General features: G+C 44.8%; 20 protein-coding genes. 14 read left to right on the top strand and 6 right to left on the bottom strand.

The features are described 5' to 3' along the window. Window positions 1-77: 77 nt before the first annotated feature. Entirely contained in the window at window positions 78-473 is a 396-nt protein-coding gene (locus PAENI_RS00740) for a NusG domain II-containing protein (protein WP_076283407.1), read from the top strand. Here PAENI_RS00740 and PAENI_RS00745 read toward each other — a convergent pair. From PAENI_RS00745 to PAENI_RS00755, 3 genes are read right to left on the bottom strand one after another with little or no spacing between them, the layout of a single operon-like run. After that, on the bottom strand, window positions 466-1341 hold the full coding sequence (locus tag PAENI_RS00745) for a TIGR03943 family putative permease subunit (protein WP_149643932.1): 876 nt from the start codon (window positions 1339-1341) through the stop codon (window positions 466-468). The genes PAENI_RS00740 and PAENI_RS00745 overlap by 8 nt on opposite strands. 48 nt (window positions 1342-1389) lie before the next feature. Next, window positions 1390-2379: a permease gene (locus tag PAENI_RS00750; protein WP_076283197.1), complete on the bottom strand. Its 990-nt coding sequence runs from the start codon at window positions 2377-2379 to the stop codon at window positions 1390-1392. Further along, window positions 2376-3404, bottom strand: coding sequence for a CobW family GTP-binding protein (locus PAENI_RS00755; RefSeq protein ID WP_149643933.1), 1029 nt, complete (start codon window positions 3402-3404; stop codon window positions 2376-2378). The genes PAENI_RS00750 and PAENI_RS00755 overlap by 4 nt, the downstream gene beginning before the upstream one ends. A gap of 199 nt (window positions 3405-3603) precedes the next feature. Between PAENI_RS00755 and rpmG the strand changes: the two genes are divergently transcribed. From rpmG to PAENI_RS00775, 4 genes are all read left to right on the top strand, one after another. After that, the gene (gene rpmG, locus PAENI_RS00760; RefSeq protein WP_076283195.1) at window positions 3604-3753 is read left to right on the top strand and encodes a 50S ribosomal protein L33; all 150 of its coding nucleotides are present in this window, start codon (window positions 3604-3606) and stop codon (window positions 3751-3753) included. A gap of 50 nt (window positions 3754-3803) precedes the next feature. Continuing rightward, on the top strand, window positions 3804-5015 hold the full coding sequence (locus PAENI_RS00765) for a GTP-binding protein (protein ID WP_149643934.1): 1212 nt from the start codon (window positions 3804-3806) through the stop codon (window positions 5013-5015). Window positions 5016-5147: 132 nt separating this feature from the next. Beyond that, a complete protein-coding gene (locus PAENI_RS00770) occupies window positions 5148-5573 on the top strand; it encodes a DUF6157 family protein (RefSeq protein ID WP_149643935.1) in 426 nt (141 codons plus the stop codon). 15 nt (window positions 5574-5588) lie between these two features. Next, window positions 5589-6329: a GNAT family N-acetyltransferase gene (locus tag PAENI_RS00775; RefSeq protein ID WP_149643936.1), complete on the top strand. Its 741-nt coding sequence runs from the start codon at window positions 5589-5591 to the stop codon at window positions 6327-6329. A 58-nt stretch (window positions 6330-6387) separates the two neighbouring features. On the opposite strand, the gene PAENI_RS00780 is transcribed toward PAENI_RS00775, so the two are convergent. Then, window positions 6388-7191 carry an MBL fold metallo-hydrolase gene (locus tag PAENI_RS00780; RefSeq protein WP_149643937.1) on the bottom strand — a complete coding sequence of 268 codons (804 nt, stop codon included), beginning with the start codon at window positions 7189-7191 and terminating at the stop codon, window positions 6388-6390. Between the two features lie 147 nt (window positions 7192-7338). Continuing rightward, window positions 7339-7923 carry a helix-turn-helix domain-containing protein gene (locus PAENI_RS00785; RefSeq protein ID WP_076283191.1) on the bottom strand — a complete coding sequence of 195 codons (585 nt, stop codon included), beginning with the start codon at window positions 7921-7923 and terminating at the stop codon, window positions 7339-7341. Window positions 7924-8087: 164 nt separating this feature from the next. On the opposite strand from PAENI_RS00785, the gene PAENI_RS00790 reads away from it, so the two are divergent. The 9 genes from PAENI_RS00790 (at window position 8088) to PAENI_RS00830 (ending at window position 13852) form a co-directional block, all read left to right on the top strand. Beyond that, a complete protein-coding gene (locus tag PAENI_RS00790) occupies window positions 8088-8375 on the top strand; it encodes a Dabb family protein (RefSeq protein ID WP_149643938.1) in 288 nt (95 codons plus the stop codon). Window positions 8376-8585: 210 nt separating this feature from the next. Then, entirely contained in the window at window positions 8586-9026 is a 441-nt protein-coding gene (locus tag PAENI_RS00795) for a DUF86 domain-containing protein (protein WP_149643939.1), read from the top strand. Between the two features lie 59 nt (window positions 9027-9085). Further along, window positions 9086-9751 carry a helix-turn-helix transcriptional regulator gene (locus PAENI_RS00800; RefSeq protein ID WP_042186789.1) on the top strand — a complete coding sequence of 222 codons (666 nt, stop codon included), beginning with the start codon at window positions 9086-9088 and terminating at the stop codon, window positions 9749-9751. A 100-nt stretch (window positions 9752-9851) separates the two neighbouring features. Continuing rightward, window positions 9852-10304: a YtxH domain-containing protein gene (locus tag PAENI_RS00805; protein WP_149643940.1), complete on the top strand. Its 453-nt coding sequence runs from the start codon at window positions 9852-9854 to the stop codon at window positions 10302-10304. Between the two features lie 253 nt (window positions 10305-10557). Beyond that, window positions 10558-11364, top strand: coding sequence for a glutamate racemase (gene racE, locus PAENI_RS00810; RefSeq protein ID WP_076283405.1), 807 nt, complete (start codon window positions 10558-10560; stop codon window positions 11362-11364). Window positions 11365-11571: 207 nt separating this feature from the next. Further along, entirely contained in the window at window positions 11572-12780 is a 1209-nt protein-coding gene (locus tag PAENI_RS00815) for a M14 family metallopeptidase (protein ID WP_076298551.1), read from the top strand. Between the two features lie 110 nt (window positions 12781-12890). Continuing rightward, window positions 12891-13142: a hypothetical protein gene (locus tag PAENI_RS00820; protein ID WP_076283188.1), complete on the top strand. Its 252-nt coding sequence runs from the start codon at window positions 12891-12893 to the stop codon at window positions 13140-13142. Window positions 13143-13268: 126 nt separating this feature from the next. Beyond that, window positions 13269-13571 carry a HesB/IscA family protein gene (locus PAENI_RS00825; RefSeq protein WP_042126263.1) on the top strand — a complete coding sequence of 101 codons (303 nt, stop codon included), beginning with the start codon at window positions 13269-13271 and terminating at the stop codon, window positions 13569-13571. 41 nt (window positions 13572-13612) lie between these two features. After that, window positions 13613-13852 (top strand): YuzB family protein, encoded by a 240-nt coding sequence (locus PAENI_RS00830; RefSeq protein ID WP_149643941.1) that lies wholly within the window; start codon window positions 13613-13615, stop codon window positions 13850-13852. 86 nt (window positions 13853-13938) lie between these two features. Here PAENI_RS00830 and PAENI_RS00835 read toward each other — a convergent pair whose 3' ends face one another. Next, window positions 13939-15909 (bottom strand): LTA synthase family protein, encoded by a 1971-nt coding sequence (locus PAENI_RS00835; RefSeq protein WP_149644541.1) that lies wholly within the window; start codon window positions 15907-15909, stop codon window positions 13939-13941. Window positions 15910-16018 lie beyond the last annotated feature (109 nt).

Genomic DNA, 16018 nt, shown 5'->3' on the forward strand with positions numbered 1-16018 from the left:
GAGCGTAAGATTAATATATTTGTAATCGTAATTATTACGAATATATTGTCAATGAAAGGATCCATACCTTGTTAAAGATGAAGCGTGGCGATTTTGTAATCATTTTTTTAGCTCTATTCGCAGCGGGTTTGATTTACGGAATCAAGTGGTGGGACACCCATAATGAACAGTATCAACAAGGCGATTTGAAAGCTATAATTACGGTTGATGGTAAGGAATACAAGACCGTTTCTTTGACTAAAGAAGAGCAAATTATAGATATTCAATCGAAGTTTGGTCACAATACCTTAAAGGTATTTGATTACGGGATTCAAATGACATATTCTGACGCGCCTTTGCGAATCGCTTTGGAAATGGGGTTTATCTCTAGGCCAAAGCAGCAAATCATCTGTATACCCGCCCGTATTATGGTTGAAGTATTTAACCCTAACCGATCTGTGAATGATGAGGATGAGCTGGACGCAATTATTTAGTAGATTTGGCCGTATTCGTCAAAGCTTTCCATGCGGTTATGGAGTCAGCACTCGTGTAAATGTAGGGTGTTGTTGGTTGCGCGATAGGTGTAATTGCTTCTGCGCGTATTTGCATCATTTCTTGGCCTTTATATTGCACAATTTGAAGCTTGCCCCGAACCTCTATCCAGGTATCGGTGGGCAAGCTTTTTAATTTGCCGGAATCAACCAACATCCCAAACGGAGTAGCATCGGCGGTACAGCACTGAACCAGAAATCTGCCAATGGCAAAAGCATTCTCTGGCGTTTCACTGTCATCGCGATATAGAAAACCGGAAACGGAAATTTCTTTGCCTTCAAATTGTTGTTTATACATGTCAATAGCGCCTAGTGTTTCAGAAAAAATATCAGAATACACAGGGATAGTAGGCTGCGCATATAAGATCTTAGCTAGCTCGGTGAGCTCCTCATGATAAGGATCAATCGATTCGAATCTAACAGCGTTGGTAGTCTCTGATGGTAAAGAGGAGAACGAAATCCCCTTTTTACTAGCGGCCATACTTCCCAAGGCACGATCAGGAAGTGCAAATCCAAGCAGCAGTGGAAACAGGAATAATCCATAAAGCGCTGTACTTTTAAATATGGAATGTGGGAGGCGATGCTCGCAGTCACATAGCACACTTCCCTTACCAAATAAGGCTTGAATGGCCAAGCTGAGCGCCATTAGTGTCAGAGGAATCGGACATAACTGAACCCAGCGTGCTAGCTTAGGCGCTACATAATAATGCAAAGCGTCCTGCTGCACTAAATGCCCAATATAGAGAGCAAAGGCGAGCAGAATGACCGCCCTTAACAAATAGTGAAATCGGATGCTTCGAGAGTCATTCATGCGCTTCCTCCTAACAATGGGGTAAGCATCTGCTTGCCACCTCTATGATTACAGCCATAAGGACATGAGTACGGCTCCGATAAATACGCTAGAAAAGATAAGAAAGAACAAATAAAGAGCGAATTTGGTCTTAAACAGCGAGAGTAACATCAATGAATTTTTGAAATCTAACATCGGCCCAAATACCATAAAAGCGAGCAGTGCTCCTGCTGGAAAAGAATGTACAAAGGTGGAAGCTACAAAGGCATCTGAGGTGGAACAGAGCGAAAGCACAAATGCCAGTCCCATCATGAAAAAATAAGACCCGAGCGGCTTATCTCCGATCGCTGCCAAACTGTCCTGAACCATAAACGTCTGAATGCCAGCGGTCAATAGGCAGCCAATGATTAAGTATTTTCCCATCTCGAAAAACTCATCCGAGGTATGCACGAAGACGGCGGCTAACTTTCCTCCACGAGAATTATTATGATGTGTGTTATCGGTTTCGCGCTGAACGCTAAGGCGTATCGGGGACTTTTTCACCGTTGCATAGATAATCAAACCTATAATACAGGCGACTACAAAAGCTAGACCCATCCGGGCATAGGCCAGTTCTGAGTGGTTGCGAAATGCCGTCAGTGTTGCTCCGTAGACGACTGGATTTAGGATGGGTCCGGATAAAATAAACACGATCGCCACGTAGACAGGCATCCCCTTATGGATTAGTCGGCGGACGAGAGGGATCATTCCACATTCGCATACTGGAAAAATAATTCCGAGCAGGCAAGCGAATAAAATGGCCGGAAGCGCCTGCCGTGGAATCCAGCGGGAGATCATTTCATCTGGGATAAAGACGCGAAGCAGCGAGGATAATAAAGCTCCTGCTAACACAAACGGCAAGGCTTCTAGCAAAATCCCGATAAAGCCGGTTTTGAACGTGTCAATGTACGCGTTATCTAGTAGCTCCAGTTGATTTGGCACCCATATAAAACCAATGATAATCAGGAATGAGATCGGTAGAAGCAGCGGCAGTAGTTTTAAAGGGGAAAGGGTAGTCAAGGTTCGAATAAGGTGGACCACCGATCTGCCAGCAGTTCCTCATCTAAATTTATCCCGATGAATACCACATAAGGCATTCCAGGGTAACGTGATGCCTCCCAGCTTGTACGCATTCCCGCATATTGGACAAGTTGAACCGGTTCCTGTTCGGACAAAAGGATATGGCCTTTGGCACGGAGCAGGTTGTCACCCCATTCTTGAAAGAAAGCCTCTAGCCGTTCTTTGGAAGGCATTGTAGTCCCTGCTTGCGGAATGGTTAACGTGATGGCGGTCACTTGGGAAAAAGAAGCGTGGGGCTCTTCTTGCCGTTCTTTTACTGCTGTAGCTCCCTGTTCTGAATTCATTTGTTTAAGTGTTGCGCCTTTAAAGGTTTGAGGTGCTCGTTGTGGCGCGGGAGCGATGATTTTACGTGGGGTGATTCCTGATAATATCGGTGAAAGGTTGATTTCGCTGTAATGGGTATAAACGATTTCAGCCTCTGTATTTTGTTTTCGGACACCTTTTTCAATTCGCCATAAGGTTTCAGGCTCTACAAGATCGCTCTTATTAACGACAATGAGATCAGCAGTGGACAGCTGCTTGCGAAGGGTACGAACCAGCTGTTTGTCAGAGGAGAGTCTGCTGTTATATTCCAAGGCGTTTTCTGCATCCAATAAGGTGATCGTAAAATGCAATTCGACCCTTTCTTGTAGTGCGGCTTCTTGTAATGTTTTGGCGATTTCTTCCGGATTCGCGACGCCAGTAAGCTCGATATAAATAGCATCGGGACGTCCTCTTAGCAGTACCAGCAGGCTGTCTGCCAAATCCTCTTTACGGCTACAGCATACACATCCGTCCAGTAGCTTAGTCACGGTTGTACCCGTATGCTCCTGCAGAATATACCCATCTACATCTCTTTTTCCCAGCTCATTCATAACTACGCCAGGGTTCAGACCTCTTACCTTGCTCTCTTTCAGCAGGGACAACAGTAGAGTTGTCTTCCCGCTCCCCAGAAACCCGCTCAAAATAATTACTGGTATCTTCATGATCTCCACTCCTGCCTGATTCTCTTGGAAATACAAGAATCATATTTTTATATTTCCATCTATACGTGATTTGTCCGCAAGAAAGACCACAAAATTAAGAGAGTTGGAATTTTTACAAGATCATAGTTGACAGATTGTGAATAAAACGTGTACGATATGTTAATCGTAATTATTACGATTTAAAAAAGGAGATGGAACAATGAGAGTAATCATTACTTTGGCATGCACGGAGACAGGAGATCGTAACTATACCACTACCAAGAATAAGCGAAATCACCCAGAACGTATGGAAATGAAAAAATATTGTCCACGCCTGAAAAGAGTTACATTACACCGCGAAACCCGGTAAGAGCTATAAATGCCAAACATAAATGCTAATCAATGATAGGAGTGATCGGAATGAAAAAAATCCCCGTTACGGTGCTAAGTGGCTACTTAGGCTCTGGAAAAACAACACTGCTAAATCATGTCTTACACAACCGTGAAGGCTTGAAAGTTGCTGTTATCGTTAACGATATGAGTGAAGTGAATGTGGACGCCAACCTGGTGAAGTCAGGTAATGTGCTTTCTAGAACGGAAGAGAAATTAGTGGAAATGTCTAACGGTTGTATCTGCTGTACACTCCGCGACGATTTGATTGTCGAAGTACAAAAGCTGGCTGCTGAAGGCCGTTTTGATTATATCCTAATTGAATCATCTGGCATTAGTGAGCCTGTTCCGGTGGCACAGACTTTTACTTATGCGAACCCAGAACTGGATATTGATTTGACTTCACTCGCTCAATTGGACACGATGGTGACCGTTGTGGATGCTGGCCGATTCTGGCATGACTTCTCTTCTGGTGATAGTCTGATCGATCGTAATCAAACGGCTGGCGAAGACGATTATCGCGATATTGTGGATTTGCTCATTGATCAGATCGAAACTTGTGATGTGTTATTGCTTAATAAGTGTGATCTGCTGGAAGAAAAAGAGCTTAACAAGCTTGAAGCTGTGCTTCGCAAACTTCAGCCGACAGCCAAGATGATCCGTACGGTTAACGGAGTGGTAGATCCGAAGGAGATTCTTAATACTGGATTATTTGATTTTGAAAAAACAAGCTTGTCCTCCGGTTGGATTACGGAGCTTAACAAGGAGACACATACGCCTGAGACGGAGGAATACGGAATATCTTCTTTTGTCTATCGCCGGAGAACACCCTTTCATCCGGAAAGGTTAAGCTTTTTCTTTAGTCATTGGCCGGAGGAAGTTGTCAGAGCGAAAGGGATTGTATGGGTTGCCGCAGAGGGTGATCTTGCAGCGAGTATCAGCCAGGCTGGACCCTCGATTCAGTTCGGACCTGCCGGCTACTGGCTAGCTACAATGCCTGAGGATCAGCAGCAGGAGGTATTGGAAAGCGAACCTGAAATGAAAGCCAAGTGGGACGAGCTGTGGGGCGATCGAATGAATGAAATCGTGTTTATCGGTGTTAATATGGACTCAGCACAAATCGGAGCGAGATTGGATCGATGTTTGTTGACGAAAGATGAGTTGAAGCAGGATTGGACAACGTTTAATAATCCGCTTCCGTGGCCTGTTGAAGAACTCCTTGCGGCAGTGGCTGAGGAATAGAAATTCAGATGAAATAGCAGATGAAAATCCGGAATCCAGGAGGTTGAGGTTCCGGATTTTTGCTGTGCAATTATAGTGACTATGAATTATCATAGAAGGAATATATTTCAATTAAAAATAGAGGTGATGCCCATGAGTTATACAAACACTTTCATACGTGTAGCAGAGGATTGTCCTGAGGAAACGGGAATCCCGCCGATGTCTTGTCGTACACTCCCGCCTGCGCATGTGATTCAATATGACCTGCTTATTAATGAGCCTTACAAATACAATCATGAAGAGCTTCTGTTTGAGGTTCATGTACGCCATAAACAAATTCCGCTAGAAGATCGTGTGACCCGTAGGGAAGAAATATGGAAGGAGCTATTCTCTAGAAACCATCCATGCCTGCGAGCCTCTCTACTTCCGAAGCGATTCGGCTGGGGTGTCCATTACAACAATGAGGGGAAAATAGCCATTTATGGTAAGGAGTCTCCCGAATATGACTATTATACTTCGTATGCTGATGAAGCAGTGAAGCTGCTGCCAGCGATGCGTAATAAGCGGGAACATGGCTAATAAGGAGGAGATAACTTGTATAAAGCGATTGAAGAAATCACACTTAATACTTGGCCAGCAGAGCAGAGTGTTCTCCTGAATGGCTGGGTTCTGCGCACAGCAGCTGGATATACGAAAAGAGCCAATTCGGTCAATCCGTTATACGGAGAAGAAAGCTCTCTTGCGGATCTAACAAACCAAATTAAGCTTGCTGAGCAGTACTATAAGGATGCTGGACTAAAGCCAGTATTTAAAATAACGCCGTATATCCAGCCTGCGAACCTGGATGAGGTGCTAGCGGAGCGTGGTTACACAGTTGTCGAGCCATCATCTGTTAGGTTATTAGAACTGGAGGGATTAGCTACTCCTGATCTTCGATATGAGATACAAGTTCAGGAGAGCTTGACTGAAGAGTGGTTAAATGCATTTACAAAGCTCTCTGCGCTCTCAAAAGACAATCGGAGCACCTTAACTAGAATGTTATCCGCTTGTCTTTTGCAGCAGGGCTATATTCTGTTGTTTAACAATGGCGTTCCTACCGCTTGTGGTCTGGGTGTTATTCAGAACGGCTACATAGGTCTCTTTGATATTATCACTGCTTCCGATCAGCGTAGACAAGGTATGGCGGAACAACTGCTGCTTGCATTGCTACACTGGGGCAAGACGCAGGGTGCAACAACCGCTTTTTTGCAGGTTGTACAAGCTAATACTGGAGCTTCGGCTTTGTACGACAAGCTCGAATTTAAGGAGATATATCAATATTGGTATAGAGTGTAGTCTTGAATGATGCGGGGGCGCATTGGCTATTTCAGCAAAATGGGATCCCGCAAGGAAATCACACGAACTTCCCTTGACCCGGTAACGCCATTTCTTTGAAATTCTTGCATAAATGAGCAAGCTGTGCAGATAATTTTTCACCCTCCATAGGCACCCCATGTCCAGAGAGAACGATATGAGGATCTAGCAACGCAAGTGTGCGGACCGACTTTTCCGCGTCTTCCCAGTCCGTCGTGAAATAAGAGGGTGGACCGTGCACCACCTGATGCTGGGTAGCTACTGCGAATACGGACTCTTGTTTGACTGTAAGAAAGGTGTCACCAGCAATCAGTACCTTATCTTCTGGTCTGAATAGTGAAATATGTCCGGGACTATGTCCAGGTGTATGGATCCATTTCCAGCCCTTTGCTCCGGGGACGGTTCTGTCTTCGGGTAATGGATGTATGGCTGATCCAAGGTCGATACCATGGTGTGAAAATAATGAGGACACCATACTCATCAGCCCGCCGCCTACGGCCGGATCGGCTGGAGGATAATCCGCTTTACCTGTTAGATAAGGAAGCTCTAGTGGATGAGCATACACGGGTACATTCCATTCCTCAATAAGCTTTTTCACACCCCCGATATGGTCGAAATGCCCATGAGTCAGGATAATTGCCACCGGAGGCTTCTCATACTTCTCCTTAGCATAATCTATAATTCTGTTTGTGTAAGAGCTAAGTCCCGTATCTACAATGATCCAGTCCGAATTGGGCTGGCCGATGAATGCACAATTTACGAACATGGTTCGTAGTCCGATGACACCGGGGGCCACGTCCCAAGTATCGGTGTAGCCTTCAGATAGTATTCCGTCAAGTCTCATCTTACGCCTCCTGTTCCGTTCTTTAGTACTGAACAATGTACCTAAACAGTAGTATGACCCTTTTTTAAGAAAAAAATATGGCAAAAAACCCTTCTCCTAATTAAGGAAGAAGGGCTGGCCTTGAACTTATTAAGCGATAGGATCACATTAGAGCGTTCCGCAGTCTGCAAATAGAATATGGCGTGGAATTCGGAAGAAGGTTTCGGCTTTTTCCTGCAGAGCAGGGGTAGGCAGATGGCTGCTGTGCAACCATTTTCGAAACGTCCCGGGATGAACACCTATCCAAATACTTACATCGGTTACGGAAAAATCGTAAACCATACAGAGGCCGGTTAGAATCACATTGCTGCGGGGCGAACTGGTAATACTTCTTTTCATAAATCGTGAAGGAGTTGGTTGACATACAATTGGACTCTGACGAATCAGTGCTTCATTGAACAAAATGTGGGGCGGGTACCCGAGTAGGCGACAGGTCTTGTCAATGTTATTGTTGGAAGGGATACGACCTTCGTATACCCAGGCGCTTACGCTGCGAGAGGATATACCAAGATCTTCTGCGAGTCGTGAAAGTTTGATATCCTTAGCCATCAATACAGCAAGTAACACACGGTTTCTAATCTGGCTACGCTTTGGACGGCGGAATCTTTTTACACGAACGCCTTGTCCAAGATATTTGCGGTTGATCAGAGACCACGCCTGGATATTATGAGTTTCTTGTTGGTTACTAGGCATAATTCCTCCGATTTTTTAAAAATATACTACAACACTTTCATATACATCGGCAATGGTTAATGCTGCTATTTCTGACATCACTTTTTAAGTTTCTTCCAGAACGCGTACGCTTATGATATATTTTTAATATCTAATTACAATATTACAACAGGGAGCGAGATAGAATGATCAAGCATATTGTATTTTTTAAATTGAAGGACCGGTCCGAAGAAGGCGTTGCGGCAACGGTAGCCGTTCTGCGAAATATGGAAGGTAAAATCCCGCAGCTCCTTTCGATTGAAGTGGGTGCTGATATCATTCATTCTGATCGATCCTTTGATATTGCTCTAGTTACGGTGGTAGCTTCTCTGGATGATTTACAGGCTTATCAGGTTCATCCGGCGCATAAGGAAGTTATAGCTCATATTAATGAAGTTAAAGAACTTTCAATTGCTGTGGATTACGTAATTTAAGTGATCTACTGATTAACAAGCATCATCATTTTATACCGGAAGCGGTGACAGGAATGCGTGAGCTCGAGTATCCGATGGAAGCGTTAACTTATTTGGTCGTTTTTCTTGCGGCATGTTTCATTATGTTCTTCTGGCTGAAACGCCGCGGCAAACGCGGTAAGTAGGGATAATGCAGATTTCTCTAACTATTTTTGACATGGGGGTATTGCTGTGTATTATGTCAACCGCAAACAAATCGAAACCATTCTTGCTCAAATCCCAGATATAACCACGGGTCTTAGGACTGTAACAGCTTCATGGGATGGCAATACTTTAACCGGACTAATACAAGAACGCTGCCTTCATCTGGCGATAGAGGTGGTTACGGACGTTGGTAGTTGTTTGATTGACGGTTTTATTATGCGTGATGCCGGAAGTTATGAGGATATCATTTCAATCATACATGAAGAAAAAGTGCTAGGTAAAAGTGAGATCTACGAGCGATTGATAGAGCTTGTCGCACTTCGTAAGCCGCTCGTGCAGGATTATTTTGCCTGGGAAAGAAAGGCACTACACCCGCTCACACCAATCCTTTCAGAGGTGCTAGAGAAGTTTGCTGTTGAAGTAGGGAATTATTTGGATCAGGAACTTGGGTCCGGTGTAACGCTATAATAGCATAAGATAGAATCATATAAAATAGGCGGTAGCCGTGAAAGAGAGGGGGTTCCTTTATGATGAAGATGGGGCAGGAAAATGGATCGACAAGACACTTGATTATGACGCTCCTGAAGACGAAAGGACCACTGACCATCGGCGCGCTGGCAGAAGAATTGGGAATTACAGAGATGGGTGTCCGTCGTCATGTGCTTCAGCTGGAGCAGGAGGGACTTGCTAAGACAAAAGTGGTTCGGCAAGCGATGGGGCGGCCTTTACATATGTATTCTTTAACGGAGAAGTCCGAAGAGTATTTTCCAAAAAGCTATCACAATCTGGCTTTGGAGCTTCTGCGTGAATTGGATTATGGCAGTGGATTGGAAGCTGTTAATACATTGTTTGAGGGACGCCGTCGCCGGATGCTCACCCAGTATGCACCGATGATGGAACGCCGGAATTTGGAAGAGCGAGTAGCTGAGTTATCGTCGATCCAAAACGCTGGTGGGTATATGGCAGAGTGGAACCGAGAAGAGGATGGTTCGTATGTCATAAAAGAATACAACTGCCCGATTCGCCAGGTGGCTACTCAGTATCGTAAAGCTTGTCAATGCGAGCATAGCCTATTTGAGGAATTGCTGGATGCTAAGGTTACACGAAGTGAATGTATGGCAGAAGGCGGACAATGCTGCCGATACGCAATTGCACCCAAAAATGTAACAGACAAAACTTCTGAAAAGTCGTAATAATTAGTCACAAGACAAACTCCTGCTGCTTATGATATAGCAGATATAGGCATTAGCCCGGTAGAGCGGGGAGCAATGAATTTAAAGGAGAGATGAAACGATGAAAAAGGACACAAAAGGTTTGTTATGGGGAGCTTTAGTCGGAAGTGTGGTTGGATCAGTGACAGCACTTCTGTTCGCGCCTAAGCCAGGTAAAGAGCTGCGCAAGGATATTGCGGAAGGAACAGCTGCTGGCATTGAAAAGGTACAGGGAATTGCCGTGCAGGCTGGAGACAAGAGCGTTGAGCTGTATGACAAAGCTAAGGATTCTTTAGGTCATGTAGTCCATGAGGTTCGCGAATGGAGCAAATCATGTTCTAATGCTGCAGAAGAAGATACTGCTACTGTAGCAGTAAGTGGAATTGCTACGGAAGAAACGATTCAAGAGGCAGCGGCCACTTTGGAAGAGGTAACGGAGTTAGAGGTATCGCCTGTAAATGAAGAAGTAAGCAGTGAAGAAGCTAGTCTTGAAGAAGCTCAGCCAGATGACAAGGATAATAACGAAATCGCATAATGAAACAGTGGATGGAGTGTTTGGTTTACGGTCAAAAAGTACTTATTCTCTTTTAATAGAGCCGCTTTTTCGCATTGGGCGGAAGGTGGCTTTTTTATTTCATTCTTATAGACCTGTTAAATGATGGAAAAAGTCTTGGCTTGAACTAAGAGTCCAAAAGGAGTAATATCTGCAATTGGGGCTGAAAGTCAGGTACATTTTGTTTTCGGCTTACATAAGCTACACAAAACAAGTAGAAGGAAGCGGTGTGTTCGTGCAGCAAGCTATTGCAATATTAGACTCAGGTGTGGGAGGGCTAACAGTTGTCAAAGAAGTGATGAGGCAACTCCCGCGGGAGAAAATCATTTATTTCGGAGATACGGCCCGAGCTCCGTACGGACCCCGTTCGACCGAGGAAGTAACACTGTTTACAGAACAAATTGTAGATTATTTGATCCAGTTTAATCCTAAAATGATTGTTATCGCTTGTAATACCGCAACAGCAGCGGCACTCGATTATATCTCAGCCAAGGTCTCTATCCCTGTCATTGGGGTGATTCATCCCGGAGCCCGTGCTGCAATTAGCGCGACCAAAAGCGGACATGTCGGCGTGATCGGTACAATAGGAACCATCGGCAGTGGGGCTTATACTAACGCACTAAAGCAGCTGTCTCCTTTTGTTGAGGTTGTAAGTCAAGCCTGCCCAGCACTTGTCCCACTCGTTGAGCAAGGCATGTTCCGCTCTGAGATAAGTTATGAAATTGTAGAGCAGGCATTGGAAGGCATTAAAGATAATAACATCGATACTTTAATTTTAGGATGCACTCATTATCCATTTCTTGTTGAGCCTATTGGAGAGACCATGGGACCGGGAGTCAAACTGATCAGTTCCGCAGATGAGACAGCTCGTGAGATCAGCACGATTTTATACGATAAAGGCAAACTGTCCATCGGGGATGAAAGTCCAATTCATCAGTTCTTCTGCAGTGGTGATGCTGAAATGTTTCAGCGAATTGCCCGAGACTGGCTTGGAGAACAAATTAAACGTACCCCAGTAGTATGGCAAGTATCCACGTTATAAACAGAGCAATGTTGAATTGAATAGGGACAAACTCTACGGAGTGTAAGATAAAATAGGCTGGGAAGCATAATTCCCAGCCTATTTTCTTGTGATTCATTTCTCCTTCATGCAGGGTAGTGGCTCTTGCATACAATAGAGTTAAGTGCTGTTTGCTGCTATTTTTGTATCCACCGTATCAGCAATTTAAGGCCGAGAGGATGAGACCTAATGCGACAATATATTGCAAGCAGGGGAGATACCGTAAGCCGAATTGCCGCCCTGCATGGATTAACCCCTGAGCATGTCATTCAAGGCAATCCATGGGTTGGGAGACAGTCTTATTTATATCCGGGTCAGGTTTTATTTCTGCCGTCTTCGCCACGTAAAAGGTATGCGGTGCAGGAAGGGGACGATCTTGAACGCATAACCTCATTATTCAATGTGAGTTTAGATGATTTGGAGAAGCTTAATCCAGGTGTGTCCTCAGGGCGCTTTTGTACACCGGGAAAAGTGCTCGTCATTCCGCCTCCGATTCCAGAGCGAGTGGTATTCTTACGTGGAGAGTACGGTCCGGTTGATGTTGAGAACGATATCAGCAGTCTGATTGCACAATATCCTTTTATACAAGCATATCCAATTGGCAACAGTGTGCTCGGCAAGCCAATTCATGTGCTTAAAATAGGCAATGGAACCCGCCATTTGCATGTTAATGCGGCTCTACATGCTAATGAATGGCTGACCTCGCCTTGCCTGATGTCGTTCATAGAAGAGTATGCAGCAGCTTATGCTAAAGGTTTGGCATGGAATGGTCATCGTCCAGAGGAATGGTACAATAATTGGACCCTATGGGCTGTACCCATGGCTAACCCTGACGGCGTGGAGTTAGTGCAGGAGGGCGTTTTACCAGGCCACCCTTATTATGAGGACCTTATGAAATGGAACGGGGGACGGCGGAGTTTTCGCCATTGGAAGGCCAATATACGCGGTGTGGATCTCGGGGATCAGTTCCCTGCTCATTGGGAAGAGGAACGGGAACGCCGTGGAGTAATCCTGCCCTCTCCGCGTGATTACAGTGGTCCTGAGGCGCTAAGTGAACCTGAGGCAGCCGCTCTAGCGGTACTTGCTGAGAACGCGCCCGGAGAAGCTGCAGTGTCTTTGCATAGCCAAGGGGGAGAGATCTACTGGAATTACCGGGGATATGAACCTCCCGAAAGCCGCGAATTAGCAACACGGTTGGCCGCTGCGAGCAGCTATCGTGCAGTCGAATTAACTGGCAGCGATGCCGGGTATAAGGATTGGTTCATCCAGACCTTTCGTAAACCAGGATTTACAGTAGAGCTGGGGATCGGCAAAAATCCGTTGCCACTGGCAGATTTTGAGGATATGGCGCTAGAAACGGGTCTAATTTTGGGAACGATACTATCCAATGTGAAATAATTATGAAACAATTACAGTAAACTTGCGTAACATAAACCATAGGGTATGGCCGCTGTCGTCACTACACGTTATCCGCGGCTGTATCCTTTTTACTTGGGAGGAGGGTCACTATGAAACTGAAAAAACTGCTGTCACTGAAACAATGGTCTACTATCTTCAGTAGTTCCTGGCGATATGTGATCTCCCCTAAAGTCGCAATAGGGGACAAGCTTTTATTCACAATCCCAGTACTGCTCTATTGGGTGTTGCCGGATTTTATGCCTTTTTTACCGATCGATGATATTGGTGTGACGATGCTTCTTATGGGCTGGTTCGTGTCACGGATGGGACGGAAATACCCGGCACTTCAGGCCGGAAAATGAGGCAGTGAAGTGAGGATCTACCTCGGATTGTGTATCTAATTTGTTAATATAGTTGCTTTTAGATATCATTTACCTTTAAAATAGGTAATTGAGTATTTAATTTAAGTACTAGGAGATGGATGATAGATGAAGGTCAAAATTACCCGCAATGCGGCTAAAGTGATAAAGAAACAAATGGAACTTGAAGGAAACAGCGAGTTGAAGCTTCGCGTAGCGATTACGCATGCTCACGGTGATCATGCTCACTACGGACTGGATTTGGACACGCCTAATGAGAATGATGTTGTAGTCTCGACAGATAAAGAAATCGATGTTATTCTTGATCCGAATCAACCGCTCCTTGATGGTGTGGTCGTTGATTATTTATATCTTCCTGAAGAAGGTTTTGTTATTACTAATCCGTCTAAAGGTAATCACGGCGATCACTAAACGTTTCGCCTTAAATTTGGGACATAAAGAAGGGTTGCTCCATGGCTAACGATCTACAAGTGTGCGATGAATGTAATTTTATGAAATTGAAGAGTATCATACCCAAACTGCAAAAGATGGCGCCTGATGCAGAGATCAAGGTCGGCTGTAAGTCGTACTGTGGTCCATGTGGCAAACGGGCCTTTGTATATGTTAATGGTCGTTATGTGAGTGCTCCAACAGAGGAAGAAGTGTTGAAGAAGGTAGAAACTTTTATCAAGCAACCGGCCGTTCAGAAATAATGCAGAGGTCTTATCCATCAACTTAAAAAGCCCTAAACCCGTGTTGATGACGGAGTTTAGGGCTTTTTGTTTTATAAATGAAATTTTTATGGTGCAGATTCTGCTTTTCGGAGCATTTTGATGCCATCGTATTTCATGATATCGTCTGAGATTTGCAGTCGTTGCTTACTTGTCTCGAACCCGGTGCTGCACCCCGCAACGTCAATGGCTTCGCGGCTGTCGAGGCTATAACAGGTGCCGCTGTTGAATTGTCCATTTTCACTTGGAAGATAGGAGCGCTTCGCATCGGCAAAGGCACCGGTTCGCAGTGTCACAAGTCGCTCTTTGCCGCTGAACAGATTATTACCCATGAGATAATATGGATCTTGTGAGATCCCGAGCAGATGGAGTAAGGAAGGTGTGAGATCCAATTGACCAGCTGGATTAGAATCAATCACCGAAGTGTTATTACCCGGCAGATGAATGAGTAATGGAACTTGATGCATGATTTGATGCATGTCGAGCTTATTTAAGCTTTTACCAAGAAATTGTTCGTAATAAGAGGTTTCTTGGATCGAGTTATCATGATCACCATAAAAGGCAAGGATCGTGTTATCCCACAACCCACGCTGCTTCATATCACTCACTAATTCACCTAGAGCTTCATCTGTATAATGAACAGCCTGTAAATAATCTCCGAAGATGGTACCTTTAAACTCCACGGTATCAAGCCCTTGCTTAGCCGCAGGGAGAGAATATGGGTGATGACTAGATAGTGTAGTCAAAAAAGAGTAAAAGGGCTTCTGGATCGATTCTGCAGAATCCATAATATTTAGGGACTGCCGCAGGAATGATTTATCTCCCAATGACCAGCCTAGGGGCTCGTCGATCTTAAAGTCTTTTTTGCTATAAAAATGGTCGTACCCCATCGCCTTATACATAATCTGCCGATTCCAGAAGCTTCCTTCATACGCATGGAAGGCATTGGTGCTATAGCCCTTGGACTTCAAAATGGCAGGTAACGTGTCAAATTGATGATCCGGGTAACGGACAAATACTGAGCCGGAGACCAGCGGATACAGTGAACCATTCGAGGCGAAATCCGCATCGGAGGTTCGTCCTTGTGAGGTCTGATGATAGTAATTACTGAAGTAGGTATTCTCTTTGATTAGAGCGTTCAAATTAGGTGTGACCTCTTGTCCATTGATCGAACGTCCGACTACAAAATTCATAAAAGCTTCGGCCTGAATAACAACGATGTTGCTTCCGCTGTATTTTCCAAAGCTGTCTTTAAGAGCACTTTGCTCAGCATTGTGTTCATTGAACCAGAGCTTCATGGAGTTGGCTTCCTTTTGTGAAAGCTCAGGCTGCGGGCCTAAATGATCTTTGGCATACAAGTAAATATCATAACCATGAAATCCAATGAGTCCAGTAACGTTATACATTGCCAAGCTCCACCAGTTACCAGTGAATAAACCCTTGGCCCACGTAGTGGCGTAAGAGTGGATAGGGCCAAAGGTCAGAATGCAGCCTAATACCAATGCAACGACCCCGTTAACGCTCCGTCTTAGTCCTCTCATTAAGCGTGAAGAGGGACGAAAATGACTTGTGCGGGCATAATAGGAAGGCTGTCCATTATTATAGGTAGGCGTGTTCCGACGGAATAACACTACGCAAATGGTGTAACCCAGAAATATCAGCCAATCCGCGAACAAGTAGAGATCAGAGGGACGGAGTAGTGCAAAGATACTTCCGCCAAGTGCATCCATCTGTCCAGCTTGAAAAAGAACGGGAACGGTGATGAAATCCTGAAAGTAGCGATAGTAGACAATATCAGAATAAATAAGTAATGTCAGGAGCACGTTTATGATTATCAGGGCTAAGGTTTGTCCACGTCGGGGGAGCCATAACACCCAAAATGATAACAGCATAACTGAACCGAGAGCAATGAGCTTGTCGAGACGGTTCATATCAATATTAGGAGCATGCAGGCCGCTGTGAAGAAACATTAGCTTAGCGAGCATAAGGACAAGAAAAAGGATGTAACCAATATAACGGGAGCGGACAATAGTGATCATTCTATCCGTTATGGATGAGCTGCTCCTACTAAATGGATCTCGTGACACGTTAAAGCCTCCTAGCGCAGAAGTTGAGTATGTAAGAAGAAACGGACACCGTCCTCAATCG

The organism is Paenibacillus sp. B2(2019), from assembly GCF_008370385.1.
GTDB lineage: Bacteria > Bacillota > Bacilli > Paenibacillales > Paenibacillaceae > Paenibacillus_AQ.